At 41.2% G+C, this 20,925-nt stretch carries 18 protein-coding genes; 5 read left to right on the plus strand and 13 right to left on the minus strand.

The window, feature by feature from the left end; genetic code table 11:
• Positions 1-83 precede the first annotated feature (83 nt).
• Entirely contained in the window at positions 84-245 is a 162-nt protein-coding gene (locus AC2SLL_RS09515) for a hypothetical protein (RefSeq protein WP_486531453.1), read from the minus strand.
• 90 nt (positions 246-335) lie between these two features.
• Complete coding sequence (locus AC2SLL_RS09520; protein ID WP_486531455.1) at positions 336-896, minus strand: hypothetical protein; 561 nt, start codon at positions 894-896, stop codon at positions 336-338.
• A gap of 175 nt (positions 897-1,071) precedes the next feature.
• Here AC2SLL_RS09520 and AC2SLL_RS09525 point away from each other — a divergent pair, with 175 nt between their 5' ends.
• Positions 1,072-1,779, plus strand: coding sequence for a pirin family protein (locus AC2SLL_RS09525; RefSeq protein WP_486531456.1), 708 nt, complete (start codon positions 1,072-1,074; stop codon positions 1,777-1,779).
• A 76-nt stretch (positions 1,780-1,855) separates the two neighbouring features.
• Here the strand turns inward: AC2SLL_RS09525 and AC2SLL_RS09530 are convergent, their stop codons facing one another.
• From AC2SLL_RS09530 to coaD, 3 genes are read right to left on the minus strand one after another with little or no spacing between them, the layout of a single operon-like run.
• A complete protein-coding gene (locus AC2SLL_RS09530; protein WP_486531527.1) occupies positions 1,856-1,957 on the minus strand; it encodes a serpin family protein in 102 nt (33 codons plus the stop codon).
• Positions 1,958-1,987: 30 nt separating this feature from the next.
• On the minus strand, positions 1,988-2,239 hold the full coding sequence (locus AC2SLL_RS09535; protein WP_486531457.1) for a YfhL family 4Fe-4S dicluster ferredoxin: 252 nt from the start codon (positions 2,237-2,239) through the stop codon (positions 1,988-1,990).
• Between the two features lie 48 nt (positions 2,240-2,287).
• Positions 2,288-2,797: a pantetheine-phosphate adenylyltransferase gene (coaD, locus tag AC2SLL_RS09540; protein WP_486531458.1), complete on the minus strand. Its 510-nt coding sequence runs from the start codon at positions 2,795-2,797 to the stop codon at positions 2,288-2,290.
• A gap of 482 nt (positions 2,798-3,279) precedes the next feature.
• Between coaD and smpB the strand changes: the two genes are divergently transcribed.
• Both smpB and AC2SLL_RS09550 read left to right on the plus strand, forming a co-directional pair.
• Positions 3,280-3,756: an SsrA-binding protein SmpB gene (gene smpB, locus AC2SLL_RS09545; protein WP_486531459.1), complete on the plus strand. Its 477-nt coding sequence runs from the start codon at positions 3,280-3,282 to the stop codon at positions 3,754-3,756.
• A 61-nt stretch (positions 3,757-3,817) separates the two neighbouring features.
• Positions 3,818-4,186, plus strand: a complete 369-nt coding sequence (locus tag AC2SLL_RS09550; RefSeq protein WP_486531460.1) for a hypothetical protein — start codon at positions 3,818-3,820, stop codon at positions 4,184-4,186.
• A gap of 74 nt (positions 4,187-4,260) precedes the next feature.
• Here the strand turns inward: AC2SLL_RS09550 and AC2SLL_RS09555 are convergent, their stop codons facing one another.
• The 8 genes from AC2SLL_RS09555 to uvrA all read right to left on the minus strand — a co-directional run bounded on the left by AC2SLL_RS09555 (position 4,261) and on the right by uvrA (position 17,752).
• A complete protein-coding gene (locus AC2SLL_RS09555) occupies positions 4,261-5,010 on the minus strand; it encodes an MOSC domain-containing protein (RefSeq protein WP_486531461.1) in 750 nt (249 codons plus the stop codon).
• A gap of 98 nt (positions 5,011-5,108) precedes the next feature.
• On the minus strand, positions 5,109-6,476 hold the full coding sequence (gene gorA / locus AC2SLL_RS09560; RefSeq protein ID WP_486531462.1) for a glutathione-disulfide reductase: 1,368 nt from the start codon (positions 6,474-6,476) through the stop codon (positions 5,109-5,111).
• Between the two features lie 387 nt (positions 6,477-6,863).
• Positions 6,864-7,316, minus strand: a complete 453-nt coding sequence (locus AC2SLL_RS09565; RefSeq protein WP_486531463.1) for a threonine/serine exporter family protein — start codon at positions 7,314-7,316, stop codon at positions 6,864-6,866.
• A 1-nt stretch (position 7,317) separates the two neighbouring features.
• Complete coding sequence (locus AC2SLL_RS09570; protein ID WP_486531464.1) at positions 7,318-8,112, minus strand: threonine/serine exporter family protein; 795 nt, start codon at positions 8,110-8,112, stop codon at positions 7,318-7,320.
• 757 nt (positions 8,113-8,869) lie between these two features.
• Positions 8,870-11,116 carry a catalase/peroxidase HPI gene (katG, locus tag AC2SLL_RS09575; RefSeq protein ID WP_486531528.1) on the minus strand — a complete coding sequence of 749 codons (2,247 nt, stop codon included), beginning with the start codon at positions 11,114-11,116 and terminating at the stop codon, positions 8,870-8,872.
• Between the two features lie 776 nt (positions 11,117-11,892).
• Positions 11,893-12,924, minus strand: a complete 1,032-nt coding sequence (locus AC2SLL_RS09580) for a DUF368 domain-containing protein (RefSeq protein ID WP_486531465.1) — start codon at positions 12,922-12,924, stop codon at positions 11,893-11,895.
• A 460-nt stretch (positions 12,925-13,384) separates the two neighbouring features.
• Positions 13,385-14,497 carry a PIN domain-containing protein gene (locus AC2SLL_RS09585; protein WP_486531466.1) on the minus strand — a complete coding sequence of 371 codons (1,113 nt, stop codon included), beginning with the start codon at positions 14,495-14,497 and terminating at the stop codon, positions 13,385-13,387.
• A 255-nt stretch (positions 14,498-14,752) separates the two neighbouring features.
• Positions 14,753-17,752 (minus strand): excinuclease ABC subunit UvrA, encoded by a 3,000-nt coding sequence (uvrA, locus tag AC2SLL_RS09590; RefSeq protein ID WP_486531467.1) that lies wholly within the window; start codon positions 17,750-17,752, stop codon positions 14,753-14,755.
• A gap of 770 nt (positions 17,753-18,522) precedes the next feature.
• Here uvrA and AC2SLL_RS09595 point away from each other — a divergent pair.
• Entirely contained in the window at positions 18,523-19,887 is a 1,365-nt protein-coding gene (locus tag AC2SLL_RS09595; RefSeq protein WP_486531468.1) for an MFS transporter, read from the plus strand.
• Positions 19,888-19,947: 60 nt separating this feature from the next.
• Positions 19,948-20,535: a single-stranded DNA-binding protein gene (gene ssb, locus AC2SLL_RS09600; RefSeq protein WP_486531469.1), complete on the plus strand. Its 588-nt coding sequence runs from the start codon at positions 19,948-19,950 to the stop codon at positions 20,533-20,535.
• Positions 20,536-20,925: the final 390 nt, after the last annotated feature.

A 20,925-nucleotide genomic window follows, 5' to 3' on the forward strand; every position in this document is an offset into this window, starting at 1 on the left:
ATAAGAAAGGGGGAGGTAATAAAAGAGGGGTGGATAAAACAAAATATCGCTCATTTTAACATGAATTTGCTTCAAGTTGAGCGTCATTCCAAATTATAAATGGGGAGCTTATCGCGCTTTTCGCTACTATCTTGGCTGGCACAGGGGCGGGCGCTAATGCCAACTGTCGTTCCTGACTCAGCGATAACGCCATTTGCCAAGCGCCCGCAACCCTGTGCTGTGCCAAGTATATCCACTTCAATCACGGATAAACCGCTCTTACGGCAAAGCTTGTAGAGTAAGTCTTAGGGTTGTGTTGGGTGTCGTAACCTTCACCCAACCTTACTGACCTTATTCTATCGTTTCAAATGTGGGTAATCATTTATATCCATGAATTGTGACCCAAGAATGAGTATCTTTCTATCTTTTAAACACTCTCTATCACCCTCTTGTACGAAATCAAAGTTAAAGTCAGCACTATACTCATAGGACGCTAAAGGACCGTTAGTAAATAGCTCACCATTCAAAGGTATCTCGACTCCATTTGCCGTTAGTGTCTGTTTTTCTTCGTCCCAAGAAGTAATACCATGGGGAAACACAGGTACACTAATAGTTTCACCATTATCCAAAAGCAAGCAATTCTCTTTTAAAATTAGCTTACCGCCCATCGCTGGTTGGATTTCAGGACCATGCGAATACGAGTAAGTAAAAAACGGTGCATGGGTTTCATTTTCAATATTAGACACCTTCATATTGTTAGTACTGGTATTTTCTTTACTATTATCCGTTTGGTTTATGGTATCCACTTTCTCAGATTCATTACTATTGTCATCGGTTGAGTTATACAGACTGCAGGAGGTAATCATGCTTGTAAAAGTAATGGCTATTAACGGGCGTAATAAATAAGATTTATTCATAGTGTGGGCTCATATGTTTTTATTTAAATAGTTTATTACATATTTGATTACTGTTTTCAATGGGTTTATTGATAATTCAAAACATATAAAGTGTTGCTGATTAGATAAGGGGTTGATAATAAGGGTTGATGAACAGATATAGTCATAGCCACATAAATCTGATAAGAGATGATTTATGAAAAGAACCTATCATCCTGCTAATGAGCGAGGCGGTGCGCATCATGGTTGGTTAAAGAGTAAGCATACCTATAGTTTCGCTGACTATTATAACCTTGAGCGTACCGGCTTTGGGGCGTTAAAAGTGATTAACGATGATTATATTGAAGGCGGAAAGGGTTTTAGCGCTCATTCGCATCGAAATATGGAGATTGTCAGTATTCCGCTGACAGGTGCCTTGGTACATAAAGATGATATGGGGAATGAAAGTACCATCCATGCAGGCGACGTGCAAATCATGTCAGCAGGCACAGGCGTGGTGCATTCGGAGATGAATGCCAGTACTGATATCCCCGTAACCTTTTTACAGATTTGGGTGGAACCCAACCAAAAGGATGTAACACCACGCTATCAGCAAGTCGATCTACGAGATTTACTGATACCGAATGAGTTTGTTCAAGTCGTCTCGCCAAATCCTGATGACGCTGGGGTTTGGATTCATCAAAACGCATGGTTTAGTGTCGGTCAATTTAATAAAGGTGTGACCAAAACTTATGCGCTACATGAGTCAAATAACGGGGTTTATGTGTTTATTATTTTTGGCGAAGTTGTGATTGGCGGCCAGAGGATGACGGCTCGAGACGGCATTGAAATAATGGATACGAAGTATGTCACGATGGATGTGGTGTCTGATGCGCAAGTGTTGTTGATGGAAGTGGCTTTATGACTGATAAAAGAATACCCCAGCTCATTCACAAAACTAGGTGGGGTATTTTTATTAGACTGACTTTTTTAGGGTTAATTTAGCTAGGCTCATTTACCTGACCCATAAACAAAATCGTCTCTATTTTATGATCTTTTATCACAAACATAAAAGAATGGTCAGCTTTAAATTTTGGGGTTATTGGAAAGCAGTTTCTTTGTTGTTTAGGGTGTTATTCCTTCCCCGTAATACGCTTATACTTCGACATCAAGTCAGATTCAGTTTCAGGATGATTGGGGTCTTTAGGAATACAATCAATTGGACAAATCTGCACGCATTGAGGCTCATCAAAGTGACCCACGCATTCCGTGCACAAGTCAGGATTTATCTCATAGATATCCTCACCCTCATAGATGGCATCATTCGGGCAAACCGGCTCGCAAACATCACAGTTGATACATTCATCAGTGATTAATAAAGCCATTACAATCTCCTAACCCAGTGCAAACGCTAAGTGCATTATTGCAAGTCATTATTGCCAATTATTCGCCCGCTTGTCATCAAATGCTTTTTGTACGCAAAGCGGCACAAATTTATCCACATCACCATCTAGTTTGGCAATCTCACGAATCATCGTGGACGAGATAAAAGAATATTGCGGGGCAGGGGTCAAAAATACTGCCTCAAAATTCTCATCAAGCTCGCGGTTCATATTGGCCAGCTGAAACTCGTACTCAAAGTCAGACATGGCACGTAGCCCACGCAGCACAGCAGTTGCTTTTTGCTCCCGCATAAACTCCACCAACAGTCCCTCAAAACCAACCACAGACACTTGCGGTAAGTCAGCAAATACTGTTTCCACCAATTCAACCCGCTCCTCAAAGCTAAACATGGGTTTTTTGTGATGACCTAACGCCACGGCAATTACCACCTCATCAAAAAGCTTTACTGCCCGCAATATCAAATCACGATGTCCATTGGTAATGGGGTCAAACGTACCTGGATAAATGATTTTGGTATATAAAGAAGAAGATTTAGTCATGGTGGTAGGCTTAGATGATGAATAAGTTTTATAAGCGCCTATCGTATCAAATTTTTGATAACGAGGTAAGTTTAATCTAAGAACGTTTATTGGCAATAGGGGTTAAATGTAGTTCAAATACAGCGCTTTTGTAGGTTGACTAAAGAGAGGAACAAGATAGAGGTAGCACCTACTAACCTTTATAAAAAAGAAAAAGACAGCTTAGAAGCCCAACTGAACCGATAAAGTAAATTGCCGGTTAAGGGTTAAGCACCTCATAAACAAGCGGCTATTAGCAACCGCCATGCACAATAAAATAATTACAAAGCGATGAAATAGCACAGGGCACAAATTTGTTATACTGGGGGTTCGACCTAATTTAACCTTATGTGATTTTATTGGCTTATTGCCTGCCAGTTAACGCATAAGATTAAGATTAGGGACACGTACGACAAGCCAACTTTTATATTAAGATATGGCTTGACCTTTTAAGAGATAGTATTATGGCGAAAAAAAACAAGAAACCTTCAAATCAAATTGCCGTGAATAAAAAAGCACGGCATGAGTATTTTATTGAAGAGAGCTTTGAGGCGGGTCTGGTATTACAAGGATGGGAAGTCAAGGCCATTCGTGCTGGCAAGATGAGTATCACTGAAGCGTATGTGGTATTTCGCGGCAATGAAGCCTTCTTATTTGGGGCTCATATTCAGCCACTGCTTTCCAGCTCCACACACATTGATCCAGACAGCATTCGTACCCGTAAACTCCTGCTCAATCGTAAAGAGATAGACACTTTATTTGGTGCCGTTAATCAAAAAGGCTATGCCTGTGTGCCGTTAGAGGTCTATTGGAAAAACTCTTTGGTTAAATGCAAGATTGGTTTAGCCAAGGGTAAAAAGCTACACGATAAGCGCAAAACGCTTAAAGATAGAGATTGGGAGCGTGATCAGCAACGTGGATTTAAACAGCACTTAGATTAAGCAAATTAAGTCTTTAAACCCTTAATCTAGGATATTTTGTGTCATTCTAAGAGGATGTTTTATGACAAAATTGCTTAAATTTTCTACGGTATTCTTAATAGCGCCTTTAGTTATTGCCTGTTCAAACGGACCGTCTGACCCTGAGGTAGAGTCATTGATCGAAGGGCAATATGAACAAGTGTATAGCATGATGAATCATAGAATAGAAGGTATTGGAGGTATGGCTAATTCTGATATGGCGAGTGCTATGAGAAGTATGATGTCCGGCATGATGCCAGAGCTGGAAGGTGTTGATAATATCAATTGCGATAAAACGGATGGTAAAAATACTTATTTATGCACAGCGGATATTACTGAAAAGATTCAAGGCGAAAGCCGTACTGATAAAGCCAACTTCACGGTTTATAAAGTCAACGATGAGTGGGTATAACGTCGATAGTTATTAAACTTATTGTACTGAACATTTAAAATGCTTCCTAAAATTATTTAGGAAGCATTTTTTTGCTAAGTACCTTTTTTGCTAAGCACCTTTTTGGTAAATACCTTTTTAGCAAGCAACTTCTTCCAACTGTCTTCCAAACAGTCAATCGCAAGCCAAGGCTCGATAACTTCCGAAGCTAGTTTGTCTTCTTGGTTGCTCAGGGTCAATAGCTTATCTAAAGTAGCAAAAGGGTAGGGGCGTTCGATTAAGTATACGGGTAGGTCTTTGTTAATAATGCCTTCTTTAACCACTTTAAAGTACCAACCCGCAATACCTTGACTGCTTATCCACGAGGCGATATTTCTGTTGCTAGCAGACACCCCAATCTGATCATTTATCTTATAGCAAGGCCGTCTTGGTTGTACAATGCGTAATTGTACACAGTCCTTACCGTTGCCATATTGGAACACGTCGCCAATACACACCGTGGCTTCGGTCATATCTTCAATGCCAGAAACAGGGGTAGTGGTTAAGTTTTCGCCAAGCAAGCCCACACTAAGCTTTAACCCAAACTCTTGGTTAAGCGTATCATAAGTGGCAGTGGGCATTTGGTGTACCGCCTTTAAATGACCGCCATGATGGCGCCTATCTGCTTGCTCATCAGTGACCAGCCCCATATAGTTGACGGCTACTGGCTCAGCAACGGGTGTTTTGTTAATAGCACTCATTTGTTCGCGGGTAAACGGCATCGCTTTGCCAGCCCGTACGCCTGTTAATGTGGCAATATGCAGAGGTAAGTTCTGACCGTTAAAGCCATCTGCTTGTGGTGTCATACTTCATACACTCCTATAGATTTTAGTTGCCCTTACTGGCATTCAATGTCAACAGCATTGGCTATTGCAACTATTACAAGGCACACGTTGCCATGCAACTACCGCATCGTCACGAACTCTTCAGAACCTGTTGGATGTATGGCGACGGTGTTATCAAAGTCTGCTTTGGTTGCGCCCATTTTGATGGCCACGGCAAAGCCTTGAATCATCTCATCGACACCAAAGCCAATGCCATGTAAGCCTATGACTTTTTCATCATCCCCAAGGCATACCAATTTCATTCTGCACTTTTGACGATGCTGGGTTACTGCACTGTACATTGGAGTAAAGGTAGACATATAGCATTTGATATCGTCTTTGCCATATTGGTCAATGGCTTGCATTTCAGACAATCCAATAGTGCCAATCGGCGGATGTGTGAAGATAACCGTCGGCACCAAGCTATAGTCTAAATGTTCCTCTGGTTTGTTATTGAACAAACGCTCTGACAGTCGACGGCCTGCCGCAACCGCCACTGGGGTTAAGTCAATGCTGTTCTCTATAATATCGCCTACCGCATAAATACCCTCAATATTGGTATTTTGATATTTATCCACTTTAATCTTACCGATAGAGTTGGTCTTAACCCCAGTGACTTCTAAGTTGATGTTATCGGTGGCAGGTACACGCCCAACAGCCCAAATTAAACAATCTACTGTCTTACTATGCCCGTTATGCTGTCGGTCTTCTAAGCAAATGGTTAAGCTTCCATCGTCATTTTTGATGATTTCAGTTGGGGTAGCGTAGGTATGCAGGTTAATACCTTCATGTTGCATCTCTTCAATTAGGACGTTGACAATATCATGATCAAATTGACGTAACGGGCTGTGTTGGCGTACATATAAATCTACCTCTGAGCCTAAGCTGCGCAGTACGCCCGCTATTTCAACGGCCACATATCCAGCGCCAACAATAGCGACTCGTTTTGGTAGATGGTCTAAAGCAAAGAAACCATCTGAATCAATACCATATTCAGCACCTTTTATATCTGGCAAGATAGGACGGCCACCAGTAGCAATCAAAATATGGTCAGCAGTCACGTGTTCGCCATTGACTTCAACCGTTTTCGCATCAACGAACTTGGCAAATCCTTGTATGACTTCGACATTGTTTTTAGCCAAGTTGGTCTCGTAAGAGCGGTGGATATTGCCAATGTATTTTTGACGAGTCTCTACTAGCTTTTTAAAGTCAAATCCTTTTACCTCCACATTAAAGCCATAATCTGGGGCATATTTGTGCATAGCTTCGGCAACTTGCGCACCGTACCACATGACCTTTTTCGGCACGCAGCCTAAATTGACACAGGTACCACCTAAGTGATTGGCTTCGATAATGGCGCATTTTTTGCCGTAGCTTGCCGCACGATTGAGTGAGGCAATACCGCCACTTCCGCCACCAATCGCAATGTAATCATAATGTTTTGTCATTGTTTTAACCTTTTGTTATCAACTTCTTTATGTGAGCAAGTGAGCAAGTTCTTTACTCATAATTATAGAACAAATAATTATAGAACAAATAATTATAGGACAAATAATTATAGGACAAAAACGACGGTGGGTTCTTACTAATCGATGCTCATTTCTTAAAATGAAGGTATAAGAAAAGTTAATCATGGTGTTGGGCGCCTCTAGAAGGTAGCCAAAATATCGATCTTTAAATATCAGTACTTTAATAGCGATACTTTTAGCGTCTGTTTGCTACTGTGCAATCAGTCGAATAACTATGAACCAACACTCAGAAAATGTAAGTAGAGTAGACGATATTAAGCTTAGAAGAAGGTAGAGTAACCCTTAATTGCTTTAATCATTAGCCGCTCAAACAATAGGGCGGCGTCTATAAAATAAAATACCAGGGATAGATAAGCCCAGCACCAAACCAGACGTGACAAATATAGCCTCAAATAAATAGGTCATCATTTGGTTAAATAAATCGTAAGAAAATCCAAAATAGCCAATTTGCACCATACTGACCATGGCTTTATAAGCTGCAATACCCGGCATCAGGCAAATGACGCTTGGCGAGATAAGTGCCTTAGGAGGCAGGGTATATTTTTTAGAAAAATAAACGCCTAAAAAGCTGGCTAACATCGCACCGAAAAAGCTTGCTAGTACGATATTAACATCATGATGTTCTAACGAGGTCTTTAACCCGAATCCAAAAGCCGTCATCAACAAACATGGCAAAATATACCTTTTTGGCACCGTAAACATCAGTGTCCAACCCAGAGTAATAATGCAAGACAGCGCAATAGTTTTAATCAACCACATACTAAAACCCCCAGTGCTGTATTCTCAGCAAAATAAGCGCCATGACAATGCCGACACACGCCGATAAGGTCAGCATATATGTGTAGACCGCACGTCCTACTCCAATATTGATATAGCCTTTCAAAATGTCCGATAAGGAGTTGATGAGCGGAAAGCTTGGCACCAGTAGCAATACACTAGAGGCAACCGCAATGTCGGCATTATTGCCAATATCAAAATAATAACTGGTCGCCCCAATTAAAGAGGCAATAAAAGCGGTAATAATGACCGTGACAAAGGGATTAAAATGATGCTTAGACAGATAAATCTTTGTAAGCATAGCCACCATGCCAGCAACAAATGTCACAGCAGTAATCGCCCAATTACCACCATTGAGGTAGGCAAAAGCAGCACAGGAACCCCCAACAAACAAGCACACCAGCCACGTAGGGTAGACAGATTTATTCAGCCCATCAAGTGCCCGTACCGTGCGCCGAATGTGATCGTCATTATCATTGGGCGTGGCATCTTCGGCTTTATTCACAATTTGCTGAATTTGCACCAATAAGTTGACATTGATACTCTGATTAACAGTGTCACGAGTGGTGGTAATACAGCGCCCATCAGAGATAGTGGTTAGCGTTAATGCATTAAAATTAAGGGCGCATGCCACGCTATCCACCCCCAATGCAAGCCCCAAACGTTTGGATAAATCAACCACTACGGCAGACTCAGCCCCATATTGCATAAGGAGTAATCCGCAGCGTACACATAATCGAGTAATGCGCTGCTGCTGTGTATAACTGATTTGGGTCATAGATTAAAGGCGCATTATAGGTGGTGGTTTTGTAGTATGGACTTGATAGACAGTTTTTTTAACATTGATGATTTGTTCAACAAGCTTCTTTCAATAGAGCACTTTCAATAGAGCACTTTCAATAGAGCACTTTTAACACCGTTATTTTAACAATAGTCTTGGTTAAGGTGTTGATTTAATTTAGTCAATGTTTCGATATCAAAAGATAAAAGCGAAAAAGCATAGCCTTAGTATCTGAGCCTTAGTATCTGAGCCTTAATATCTGAGCATTAGTATCTGAGCATCTAAAGAGGGGAGAAATATGCGGATCAAAAGTAGATGTTCTTTAACCAGTCAGCTCGGTGCTCGTCCCTCGCACAAGAGCAGACACCATCTTGTGAGCAGTTTATTAGCAGGTCATTAAAGGTTTTCAACTGGTTTAGAGTTTATTTAGCAACTACCATGGTTTAGTCGATGCTATAGTCAGCGAACTACTAAACGGTTACAGTGTTAACCTCGTTAAGCCTACTCTAGTAGTACTTGCACTCGGTTGTCTTGTAACCATTTTAGACTTCTTTAACTATATGTATGTTTTTGGCTCTTATTTATATATAAATCTGGGCTTATATGAACTCAGCTTATATTAGGGTCTGTTGAACATTCAAATATTAGGACTGCTAATAGATAAAAAAACAGCCACCTAATTTTTAGATGGCTGTTTTACTAAATTATCACACGTATTTTAGCTCTATAGCGCTTAAGTCTTTAACACTTAAGACTACGCAACGTCGTAACGGTCTGCCATCATGACTTTGTTCCAAGCGCTAACGAAGTCTTTTACAAATTTCTCTAAGTTATCGTCTTGCGCATAGAGTTCAGCATAAGAACGTAAAATAGAGTTTGAACCGAAGACTAAATCAACACGCGAGGCTTGCCACTTCACATTGCCAGTTTTGCGCTCACGTATTTCATAAACTTGAGCCGCTTTACTGATTGGATCAGACGTGTTTGCCGATTTTACAGGCACCCAAGTGTAGTTCATGTCCGTTAAGTTAACGAAGAAATCATTGGTTAACACACCTGGACGATCTGTGAATACACCATTTTGGCTATGAGCATAGTTGGTATCGAGTACACGCATACCACCGATTAATACCACCATTTCAGGGGCAGTTAGACCCATTAACTGTGTGCGATCCAATAGCATCTCTTCTGGAGACACCGCATACTCTTTCTTAACCCAGTTACGATAGCCATCGTGTACAGGCTCAAGATCTGAGAATGAATCCACATCGGTCATCTCATCAGTCGCATCACCACGACCAGCTACAAAAGGTACTTTTACTTCAACGCCAGCATCTTTCGCCGCTTGCTCAATCGCAGCGTTACCGCCTAATACGATCAAATCAGCTAGGCTAACTGGCTTATCAAATTCAGACTGAATGCGAGTTAAGGTGTCTAACACACGCTGTAACTGCTCAGGCTCATTACCAATCCAGTCTTTTTGTGGAGCAAGACGAATACGAGCGCCATTAGCACCACCGCGATAATCTGACTGACGATAAGTACGCGCGCTATCCCAAGCCGTAATGATCAATTCACGTCTTTCTAAACCGCTATCTAGAATTTGAGCGCTTAGTTTAGCGATATCATCATCGGTTAAATTGTCATTGCCTTTTGGGATAGGATCTTGCCAAATAAAATCTTCACTAGGTACATCAGCACCCAAGTAGCGAGACTTAGGACCTAAATCACGGTGAGTCAATTTAAACCACGCTTTGGCGAATACTTGATCAAAATACTCTGGATCGTTATGGAATTTCTCAGAGATTTTACGATACTCAGGATCTTTGATCATAGCCATATCAGCATCTGTCATGATCGGGTTACGGCGGACACTAGGATCATGAGCATCTACTGGACGGTCTTCTTCTGCAATGTTCACAGGTTCCCACTGCCAAGCACCGGCTGGGCTCTTAGTAAGCGCCCAATCATACTTGAATAATAAGTCAAAGTAGCCATAATCCCACTGCGTCGGATGAGTGGTCCACGCACCTTCAATACCACTGGTTACCGTGTCGCCCGCATTACCTTTACCTTTAGGATTGCGCCAACCTAGACCTTGCTCTTTCACATCCGCAGCTTCTGGCTCATCTTCTAATAAGGACGCATCACCGTTACCATGGGTTTTACCCACAGTGTGACCGCCAGCTGTCAAGGCAACCGTTTCTTCATCATTCATAGACATACGACCAAAAGTGGTACGAATATCAGCAGCTGTTTTTAATGGATCAGGGTTGCCATCCACCCCTTCTGGGTTCACATAGATTAGACCCATTTGTACCGCAGCTAATGGATTCTCTAGTGTTTCACGTTTGCTATCATCGTCGTAACGGTTTTTAGTTTCCGCTAACCACTCACGCTCTGAACCCCAATAAATATCTTTTTCTGGATGCCAGATATCTTCACGGCCACCTGCAAACCCTAAGGTTTTAAAGCCCATAGACTCATACGCCATGTTACCGGCTAAAATGAATAAATCAGCCCACGATAGCTTGTTACCATATTTACGCTTGATAGGCCATAAAAGGCGACGTGCTTTATCTAAGTTGGCATTATCTGGCCAGCTATTTAAAGGCGCAAAACGTTGATTACCAGTGCCTGAGCCGCCACGGCCATCGGCACGGCGATAAGTACCAGCCGAGTGCCACGCCATACGAATCATTAAACCGCCGTAATGACCCCAATCAGCTGGCCACCACTCTTGTGAGTCGGTCATAAAGTCTTTTAGGTCTTGCTTAACGGCTTCTAAATCAAGCTCTGAGAATGCTTTTGCATAGTCAAAGTCTGGATCCATTGGGTTGGTCTTTTGATCATGTTGGTGCAAGATGTCTAGGTTAAGCGTATTGGGCCACCAATCAGTGACTGAAGACGCCTTGGTGGTGTGCGCTTGATGCATTACAGGACAAACGCCCGCACTTGGTCGCTCAGGCGTATTACTTTGATCCGCATTTTCACTGTGGATTGTAGGGCCTTCACCGTTACCTTGATCGTAAGTTGTATTGGTTGCTTTTATATCATCAGTATTTGACACGTTAATTTTCCTATGGTTGGTTTAATGCAATTGAATGCTAAGTTTAAGAGTTCAGTATTAAACTTTTACCAGTGGGTAATTAAGGATATTGACATCACGAGGCGAGAAAAATTTCTCTTTAGCTTAATAAGTCATTATTAAGCTTTGATTAAAAAGTGATCTCTATTGCCTCGTTTTCTCCTCTATTCATACAATACATCAGGTTACAACGGTTAGGAATCTAATTTTTACAAAGGGTCTGATTTGTTTTATCAATCATAAATCCATAACTGTATAGCTTTGCTAAATTGTATAAATCATTAAGCTAATGAGCAATGTATCTGATTAATATGCCATGTGACACGTTAACAAACGAGTTAAATCAACCTTACTTATCGTTTGGATAAATGCGTCGAGCAATACAATGTTTTGCTTGATCCTCCTCAAGGTTGGTAAGACAAAGCCCCTTAAATAAGACTTTCTGATAAGACATTGTTTAATGTCCATGCCTTGACCCTCGATGAGAGCGATTCATAGGAAGTTTTTAAAATTTAGTTGATACCTTTCTTTAGTATTGCAAGTTTTTAGTATTGCCAGTTTTTAGTATGGCAAAGTCTGCTCAATCTGGTCATCATTTTGAATCGAAGTTGAAATCCAACTGTTATAGGGTATGATCATGAGAATGGAGACTTAAAAAAATTGCTTAAAATCAGCTTTAAGTATCAATCCTAACCTTCAACTCGCTTACTTTGATGTCCCCACCAAGACAACGCAGACACCATCAGCGCCCCAAGAATCATTAAGCCTAAAGTTACAAACCAGTGTGCGCCAGTAGGGTAGTGCCACGGTGCGACATTATGAATGGCCTCATTACCTAAGCTACCCAATCCCCCTAAGCCATCTACCTTCCACGGCCACACCTTAACCAGTGAACCAGCGATGAATCCGGTCAACAGCGCCAATGTACCCTGATAATAACGGGATAATAACCATTTAAGCGCACGGGTAAACAGCAATAGCCCAGTTACCATACCCACCATTAAGGTAAAAATGACGCTCAGATTAAGGGTATGCACCGCCTCAAGCACCGCATGATATACACCGAGCAATAACAAAATAAATGACCCTGAAATACCCGGCAATATCATGGCACAAATGGCAATCGCACCAGCAAAGAAGATATAAGGCAAGCTGGGTTCTGTCGTTAGTAAGGGCATATTACTGATGCCGACTGCTGCCACAATACCGATAGCAAACAGCCCTGCACGTGCCACATTCCAGCACTTAATCTCCTTTAATAGTATTACCACGGTAGTGACGACCAAACCAAAAAAGAATGACCAGATGAATAGAGGCTGAGTGTCTAGGAGGTATTTAATGGTACCAGCCAAAGTGATAAAACTGGTAGCGATACCCAATAGCAAACACAATAAAAAAGTCGCATCGACCTCTCGCCAAACCGCAAGTAAGCCTTTAATTCCGCCATGCTCGCGAAACACATGCCATAAGCTTGGGCCAATGCTTCCGAGTGCATTGATTAAGCGTTCATAAATACCCGCAATGAGGGCAATTGTACCGCCCGACACACCCGGCACGATGTCTGCCGAACCCATTGCCATACCTTTAAAGTAGACGCCTAGCAACTGTTTAGGGCTGTCTGTAGGATTATGAGTTGTGGTTGATTTTACATCAGGCTGTTCGGGTAACGAGGATTGTTTTTCTATCGGTTGTGGTGGTCGAGGGGATTGCGGTGCCATCATCGACATTCCTTTTTTAGTTTGCCATTACGGGAAGTAATTTAAAAAATGCTATTAAAGATGCGCCATTTTATCAGGCTGTTATGGGTAATAACATAGTTAGTTTTGAGCGACTGTTTTAATAGAATGTACTCTATGACCGTTTTAATAAACAGCAAAAGCAATAAAAGCAATAAAAGAAACAAAAGAAAAAAGAGTAAAAGACTGGCCTCAGGTTATGAGTTCTTTAGTAGGGGAGAAATATGCGTTTTATAGGTAGGCGTTCTTTAAAGGATTAGCTCGGTGCTCGTCCCTCGCACAAAAGCAGGCATCGTGCGGTTGGATAATACAGTATTCTCTTTTACCGCTCTTACCTAGGTATGCAGAGTAAATAAGGATGTTGGGTATCTATCGCAAGCGCCACGCCAACCTACAATAAGCTTTGGAGTTTAGTAAAGAAAATGATTAATAATATGTGGTTATATTATTCATATTCACCCCAGTCCACTTCTAACGTACCAAAGTCAATACAAGTTATAGGATTTACAATTTCAACATTATCAATATCAAGTTCATTTATATCTTTGCTCAAATTACCAGAGATAGTAATAAGAATTTCCGATTTAAACTCTTCTTCAACAGTTCTACTTACACCACCCATTGAAATATAATCGCGATCAATAGAATCATAAATCGATAATGAAAAATCTCCTTCAGCTTCCACAGTAATAGTTGCCCACGCACCAATTACAATCGAATCTTCGCCATTTTCAATTATTTTAAAATCGTTGCTATCTAATTCAAATTCTTTAAACCAGCCATGTGCCCCATCAGGTTCCCAATAATAATAAGAATCTGCTTCTTGATCTGGAACAAAATCATTTAGTGAAAGTTCTAATTCAGATTCTATTCCAGCTAAGAAATTATCCGCTAGCCCTTTTTCTAAAGCTTGTTGTAGATTTTCTATCAGCAAATGAGGTGCTGTTTCTGTATTGAACAATGATAACCCTTCTGAGAAGTCTTCAATATAATCAATATTATTAGAGCCTTCGCAATAATTCTTCCAATCTTTATCACGTGCTACTGCTAGGACACTTTTGTTATTAGTTTTAGCCCATTTTTCTACTGCTAAAAGCGTGATTGCATCTGGAAATTCGCTTTTCTTTTTTCCAGTCTCAGCAAAAGGAGGCTGATTTTTGAAATATATATTTAATACTTCTGTGATAGATACGAATTGGTTACACTCGATTGCTAGAGCATCCGTATCGTCTATAAATTGTTCTAATATTGATTGAGCTAAAGATTCTATTCTTGTATTGTCCAAAAGTAGCCTTCTAGCTTCATCTATGATGTTATCATCAAGAAATAAATCATTATTTGCATTTTCTATGGACTTTTCAAGAGAGTTTTTTGAGCTTTTAATTTTCTTATCTAGGTGTGATAGTATTTCATTTTTTATAACGTCTGGCATTAATAAGTCGATCTTGGTTTTAGAAAATTGCTTTAATCTAGCTAAAAGCCCACTCTCTAGATTTAATCCATTTCCATCAAATATGGAAGTATCAACTAATATAGCATCGTACTTAGATTCTGACATTTTCTAATAAACCCAGTTCAAAGAATGATTATTTTTTCTATATTATTATAGATGATACTATCAGTTTGTAATACAAACCTAATTAACTACAGCAATTACTATCATTATAGATTGAACTATACATTTATGAATGTGTAAAACTATACGAACACTTAATTATCAAATCAGAGAAAAAGCGGTAATAGCTACAAGAGACGCAAAAAAGGCCATCCCACTCAGGACGGCCTTTTTCTTATTTAAACAGTGACTAACCGTTTACGACGCTTTCTCAAGTATTGGCTTCAAAAATGCACCTGTAAACGAGGCTTTATTTTCAGCAACTTCTTCAGGCGTGCCTTCTGCGATAATCAAACCACCATTCTTACCGCCTTCAGGACCTAAGTCGATAATCCAATCGGCAGTCTTAATCACGTCTAGGTTATGCTCAATAACGATAATGGTATTACCCTTGTCGCGCAGTGCGTGAAGAATATTAAGCAGCTTATAAATATCGTGGAAATGCAAACCAGTGGTTGGCTCATCCAAGATATACAGCGTTTGCCCGGTATCACGTTTGGCAAGCTCACGAGCCAACTTAACACGTTGGGCTTCACCGCCCGATAATGTCGGGGCAGACTGACCCAAACGGATATAGCTTAAGCCCACATCCATCAGTGCTTGTAGGCGGCGATGAATCGGCGGAATTGCTGAGAAGAATTCAGTGGCATCTTCGACCGTCATATCCAATACTTCGGCAATGCTCTTGCCTTTGTAATGAATCTCAAGCGTTTCACGGTTATAGCGTTTGCCATGACAGCTGTCACAGGGCACATACATATCGGGCAAGAAGTGCATCTCAACTTTGATAAGTCCATCCCCCTGACAAGTCTCACAGCGTCCGCCTTTGACGTTAAAGCTAAAGCGACCTGCTTTATAACCACGCGCTTTGGCTTCTTGGGTTTGCGAGAATAAATCACGGATTGGAGTAAACACACCCGTATAGGTAGCAGGGTTTGATCGAGGCGTACGTCCAATCGGGCTTTGGTCAATATCGACCATTTTATCGAGATATTCAAGACCGGTTATGCTGTCGTATTTATCAGGCACTAAGGTCGATGCATTGTTTAATTGGGTGGCCGCCAACGGCATTAGGGTACGGTTAATCAACGTTGATTTACCTGAGCCTGATACACCTGTAATACAAGTAAAGGTGCCGATAGGAATGGTTAAATCCACATCTTGTAAGTTATTACCCGTCGCCCCTTTGAGTTCAATCTGCATCGGCACGATCTTTTTGGGTATTGGCTTGGCTTTCGCTTTCGCAGCAGCCGCTTTTTTCGCGGCAGCAGCCTTAGCTTTACCCATTGGCATAATACGCGCTCTTTCAGGCGGATTATTTAAGTCGATAGTTTTGGCTTTATGTCGAGTCTTAGGGATGGCAATCTCTTTTTTACCCGATAGATATTGACCCGTTAGCGACTCTTCCACATCCATAATATCCTGCATCGTACCTTGGGCAATGACATGACCGCCATGCACACCTGCACCCACGCCAATATCAATCACATGGTCGGCTTGGCGAATGGCATCTTCATCGTGCTCAACCACTAACACCGTATTACCAAGATCACGCAGGCGAATAAGCGTCTGTATCAGACGGTCATTATCACGCTGATGCAGACCAATAGACGGCTCATCAAGCACATACATAACGCCCATTAAGCCTGCGCCAATTTGGCTGGCGAGACGAATACGCTGGGCTTCACCGCCTGATAAGGTTTCAGCTGAGCGGGCAAGGTTGAGATAGTCCAAGCCAACACTGACTAGGAAATTCAGACGTTCGTTAATCTCTTTAAAAATCTTGTCACTGACTTCGCCTTTGGCTCCGCCCATGTGTAAATCAGCGTAATAGTTTGCCGCATCGCCAATAGACATTTGCACGATTTCAGAGATACCACGGCCATCAACACGCACATTACGAGCAATTTCATTTAGACGGGCGCCATCACACACGTTACAAGTGGTGTCGGCTAAGTATTTTGCCAATTCATCACGCACAAAGTTGCTTTGGGTCTTGGCATAACGTCGTTCAAGGTAGGGTAATACCCCTTCAAAAGGGGTGGTCTTTTTGGTTTTACGCCCACGCTCATCGGTAAAGTTAAAGAGTATCTTCTCTTTACCAGAACCTTTCAAAATAATATCTTGATGCTCTTTTGATATCTCTTGCCAAGGCGTGTCCATATCGATATCAAAGTGCTTAGCAACGGTGGTTAGTAGCCCAAAATAATAGGCATGACGTTTATCCCAACCATTGATTGCACCTTGATTGAGTGATTTTTCGGGATTGGTAATGAGTTTTTCAGCAGCAAAGTATTGGCGTTTGCCTAAGCCATCGCAGGCAGGGCAAGCGCCGTAAGGGTTGTTAAAACTGAACAAGCGAGGCTCTAATTCTGAAACCGCACGATCGCACACGGGGCAGGAGTGCTTGGCAGACAATACTTGGTCATCGCCTTCGGTATTAACATTGCTATTAGACGCATCAGGATTGGGGTTACCGTCCATGTAATGTAAGATAGCGAGGTCACCACCCAAACGTAGCGCCGTCTCTAAACTTTCAGCCACACGGTTACCCAAATCATCACGCACTTTAAAGCGGTCAACGACCACTTCGATGGTATGTTTTTTGTTTTTTTCTAAGGGCGGTAGCTCATCCATATCATAAACGTTACCATCCACTCGTACCCGCACAAATCCTTGACCTACCAGCTGTTCAAGTAGCACCACATGCTCACCTTTACGGTCACGTACCACTGGCGCTAATATCATCAGCTTGGTGTCTTCAGGCAATGCCATAATGTCATCAACCATTTCGGTAATGGTTTGAGCCACCATGGGTAAGTCATGCACTGGACAAAATGGTGTACCGACACGAGCATAGAGTAAACGCAGGTAGTCATATATTTCGGTAATCGTACCGACTGTGGAGCGGGGGTTGTGGTTGGTAGATTTTTGCTCAATGGCAATGGCAGGGGATAAGCCTTCAATGCTATCGACTTCTGGCTTGTCCATTTGCGATAAAAATTGGCGGGCGTAAGCCGATAAGCTTTCTACATAGCGACGTTGACCTTCAGCATATAAGGTGTCAAATGCTAAGGATGATTTACCGGAACCAGACAACCCTGTAATAACCACAAATTTATCACGGGGAATATCGATATTGATGTTTTTTAAATTGTGGGTGCGTGCGCCGCGAATTTTGATGTGTTCGTGTGCCATATAAAGCCTTTCATATTAAGTGGTTATCAAGTTTTAAGTGGTTATCAAGTTTTAAGTGGTTATCAAGTTTATTAGGGTTGTTAAGACGTTTGATGTAAATAAAGGGCTACGCTGTTTTGAGTGATTTAATTTATTTTCATTGCTTTAATTTTTATAGTTTTGAGCTCAAAAGGCTGATTTTAATTTAAAAGACTAATGAGGCTTAGGTGTTAGTGCCTACATTAAGTTTGCGCCTAAGCTGTTGATCAAACCTTTATTAAACAACCCTCAACTTTACACTATTTGTATTTCGTTTGAGTTGAAATCATTAGATTTATGACTTAAGAGTAGCTAAATTAGAAAATAAGGTATATATACGTTATATAAGAGGTAAGTTTAATAAATGTGTCATTCGTTAGATTATTAATGGGTCTCTTTTGCCTATAATTCAAGGTCAAAGTTCGAGGCAGGCTAATATATAAAGCGTTTAATATAATGTCTTTCGCTAGTTATTGAGCTTGAATATGCTTGAATATATAGTTATCGAGTTTGAATAGACAGTCCTTTAAATTTCGGCATAATGTTGCTGCCTATACTCAGGCTGAATCCATTATAATAATGCAGTTATTCGATAATCATTTAGATATATGGTTAATTATCAAGACATATAGTATAGTCTGCCTCATTTAAAACCACTGTGATGCTAACCCCGTTTGCTGTATATATAAACTTGGTTGCTTTGTAGTGATTTATCTAGGATAGACTATTGATGTAGCTACAGTGGGAGCGATATGAATAGCATCGAGAAACGAGCTATTGCTGGTATAGGCGGTATTTTTGCGCTGCGTATGATTGGGCTATTTATGATAGTACCGGTGTTTTCAGTTTATGGTCATGACTATGCGCATGCCACCCCGCTGTTGATAGGTCTGGCTGTGGGTATCTACGGATTGGGTCAAGCCATATTCCAAATCCCAATGAGTTTGGCGGCGGATAAATACCCCCGTAAACCTATGATTTTTTTAGGTCTCTTACTGTTTGCAGCAGGCGGCATCGTGGCGGCAAACGCTGATAGTATTTATCAGGTTATTATTGGTCGGGCACTGGCAGGTAGTGGGGCGGTGTCAGCGGTATTGATGGCGCTGCTTGCCGATGTAACACGTGAACAAGTACGCACAAAAGCGATGGCAACCATGGGGCTGACCATTGCCACCTCTATCATGTTGTCATTTGCCATTGGGCCAATCATGGTGGCGAGTGTTTGCATATCTGGTCTGTTTTGGCTAACCGCTATTTTTGCCGCCATCGCAATGTTGCTGTTGTTTATTGTTCCGACGCCCCTACGTGTACTCAAGCATAATTTGGCGAATAAATCGATTAAAGAGCAATTAAAGGAAGTGCTGCGAATTGGCGATTTAAACCGTTTGCATATCGGGATTTTTGCTCTACATTTGACCATGACTGCTATTTTCGTGATTGTGCCACAACAATTAGCGGATGTACTGGGTTTAAGTGTTCGTCAGCAAGGTCTGGTGTATTTGCCACTCTTGTTTATTGGCTTTGCTATTGCCATTCCTTTTATTATTATTGCTGAAAAAAAGCGTAAAATGCGTCAGATATTTTTAGCGGCATTAATGGTAATTGTACTGGCTTTTGTCTGTTTGGTGCTGGGTAGTCAGTTAAGTATTGGCCTAATAGTGGGGCTGGGGTTGTACTTTATTGGTTTTAATTTATTAGAGGCAACCATTCCTTCATGGATTTCCAAGAGGGCGCCAGTTGCCAATAAAGCGACCGCCATGGGTATTAACTCGTCAAGTCAATTTCTTGGGGCATTCTTCGGAGGTGCTTTAGGGGGTATGTTATTAAACCAAGGAACAATGCTATCATGGGGGCTATTAGGCGGTATTATGGCAGTGGCATTATTATTGATATTGCCTATCTCACAGCCGCCTTATCTTACCAGCACAACTTTAGCCATTCCTGAGGGCGTTGTTATTCAAAAGTGGTCACAGCAAATTATGGATATTGAAGGGGTTGATGAGATGGTGGTTATGGCAAAGGAAGGTGTGGCTTATTTAAAATTAGATAAGCTAAAGCTTGATGATGACTCACGACAGCAATTGTCGCAAATGACCAATACAAAACTAGATATTTAAATGAAACTTAGGTAAAGTGAATAAACCTTATTATATTTATCAAATTTTAAAGGAAACTCTATGCGTGGTGTTAATAAAGTAATTATTATAGGTCATTTAGGCAATGATCCAGAGTCTCGTCAATTCAGTAATGGCGGTAGTGTGACTAACATTTCAGTGGCTACTTCTGAGCAGTGGACGGACAAACAAACTGGCGAAAAACGCGAAGCGACAGAATGGCATCGTGTGTCTTTATTTAACCGTTTAGGCGAAATTGCCGCCCAATATCTGCGTAAAGGTAGTCAGGTGTATATTGAAGGCAGCTTACGTACTCGTAAATGGCAAGATCAAAATGGTCAAGACCGTTACACCACTGAGATACGTGCCGATCAAATGCAAATGCTGGGTGGTGCTAGTGGCGGTGCTCAAGCGGGTGGCTATGCGCAATCGGCCCCTGCGCAGCAGGGTAATACTGACTTTGGTAATACCAGTAACCAAGCCCAAGTTGGTTTTCAAGGTAATAACCAGCCAAGTCAAGCGGGTAATGGCTTTGCGCAAAATAACCCTATGCAAAATAACCAGACCCAACAAAATAGCTTTAACAATCAGACGTCAGCTAGCCCTGCACCAATGAAAGATACACCACGTGATGATGATATTCCTTTCTAAATCTTATAAGTATATAAGTGTTGATTAATTTGAAAAGAGCTTATATTAAATATAAGCTCTTTTTTTGGTAAATACTTAATAGAAAAAAGATCTATTGCACAAATATTATTGCTCAAGCAAACCAAGCGATGCAATATCACTTTTTATATTATTTACCACCTCTTCAATATCTTCTTTGGTTAATAATGGATTGATGGCACAGAATCTTAAAACAATTTTATCATTTACCACGTCAGCATAATAATGAGGTAGGTTTGATAATTATTGAACGCTCAAGTAAAAATTGTCTGAATTTGCCTTATTCTGTGTTGCTGAATGGGTCAATATCTAGCTGTTCACCGCATTCAAGACCTTGATTAAGACAAATTTCGCTCAACTCTTCCTTTGAGG

It is taken from the genome of Psychrobacter sp. CX97 (assembly GCF_057396285.1).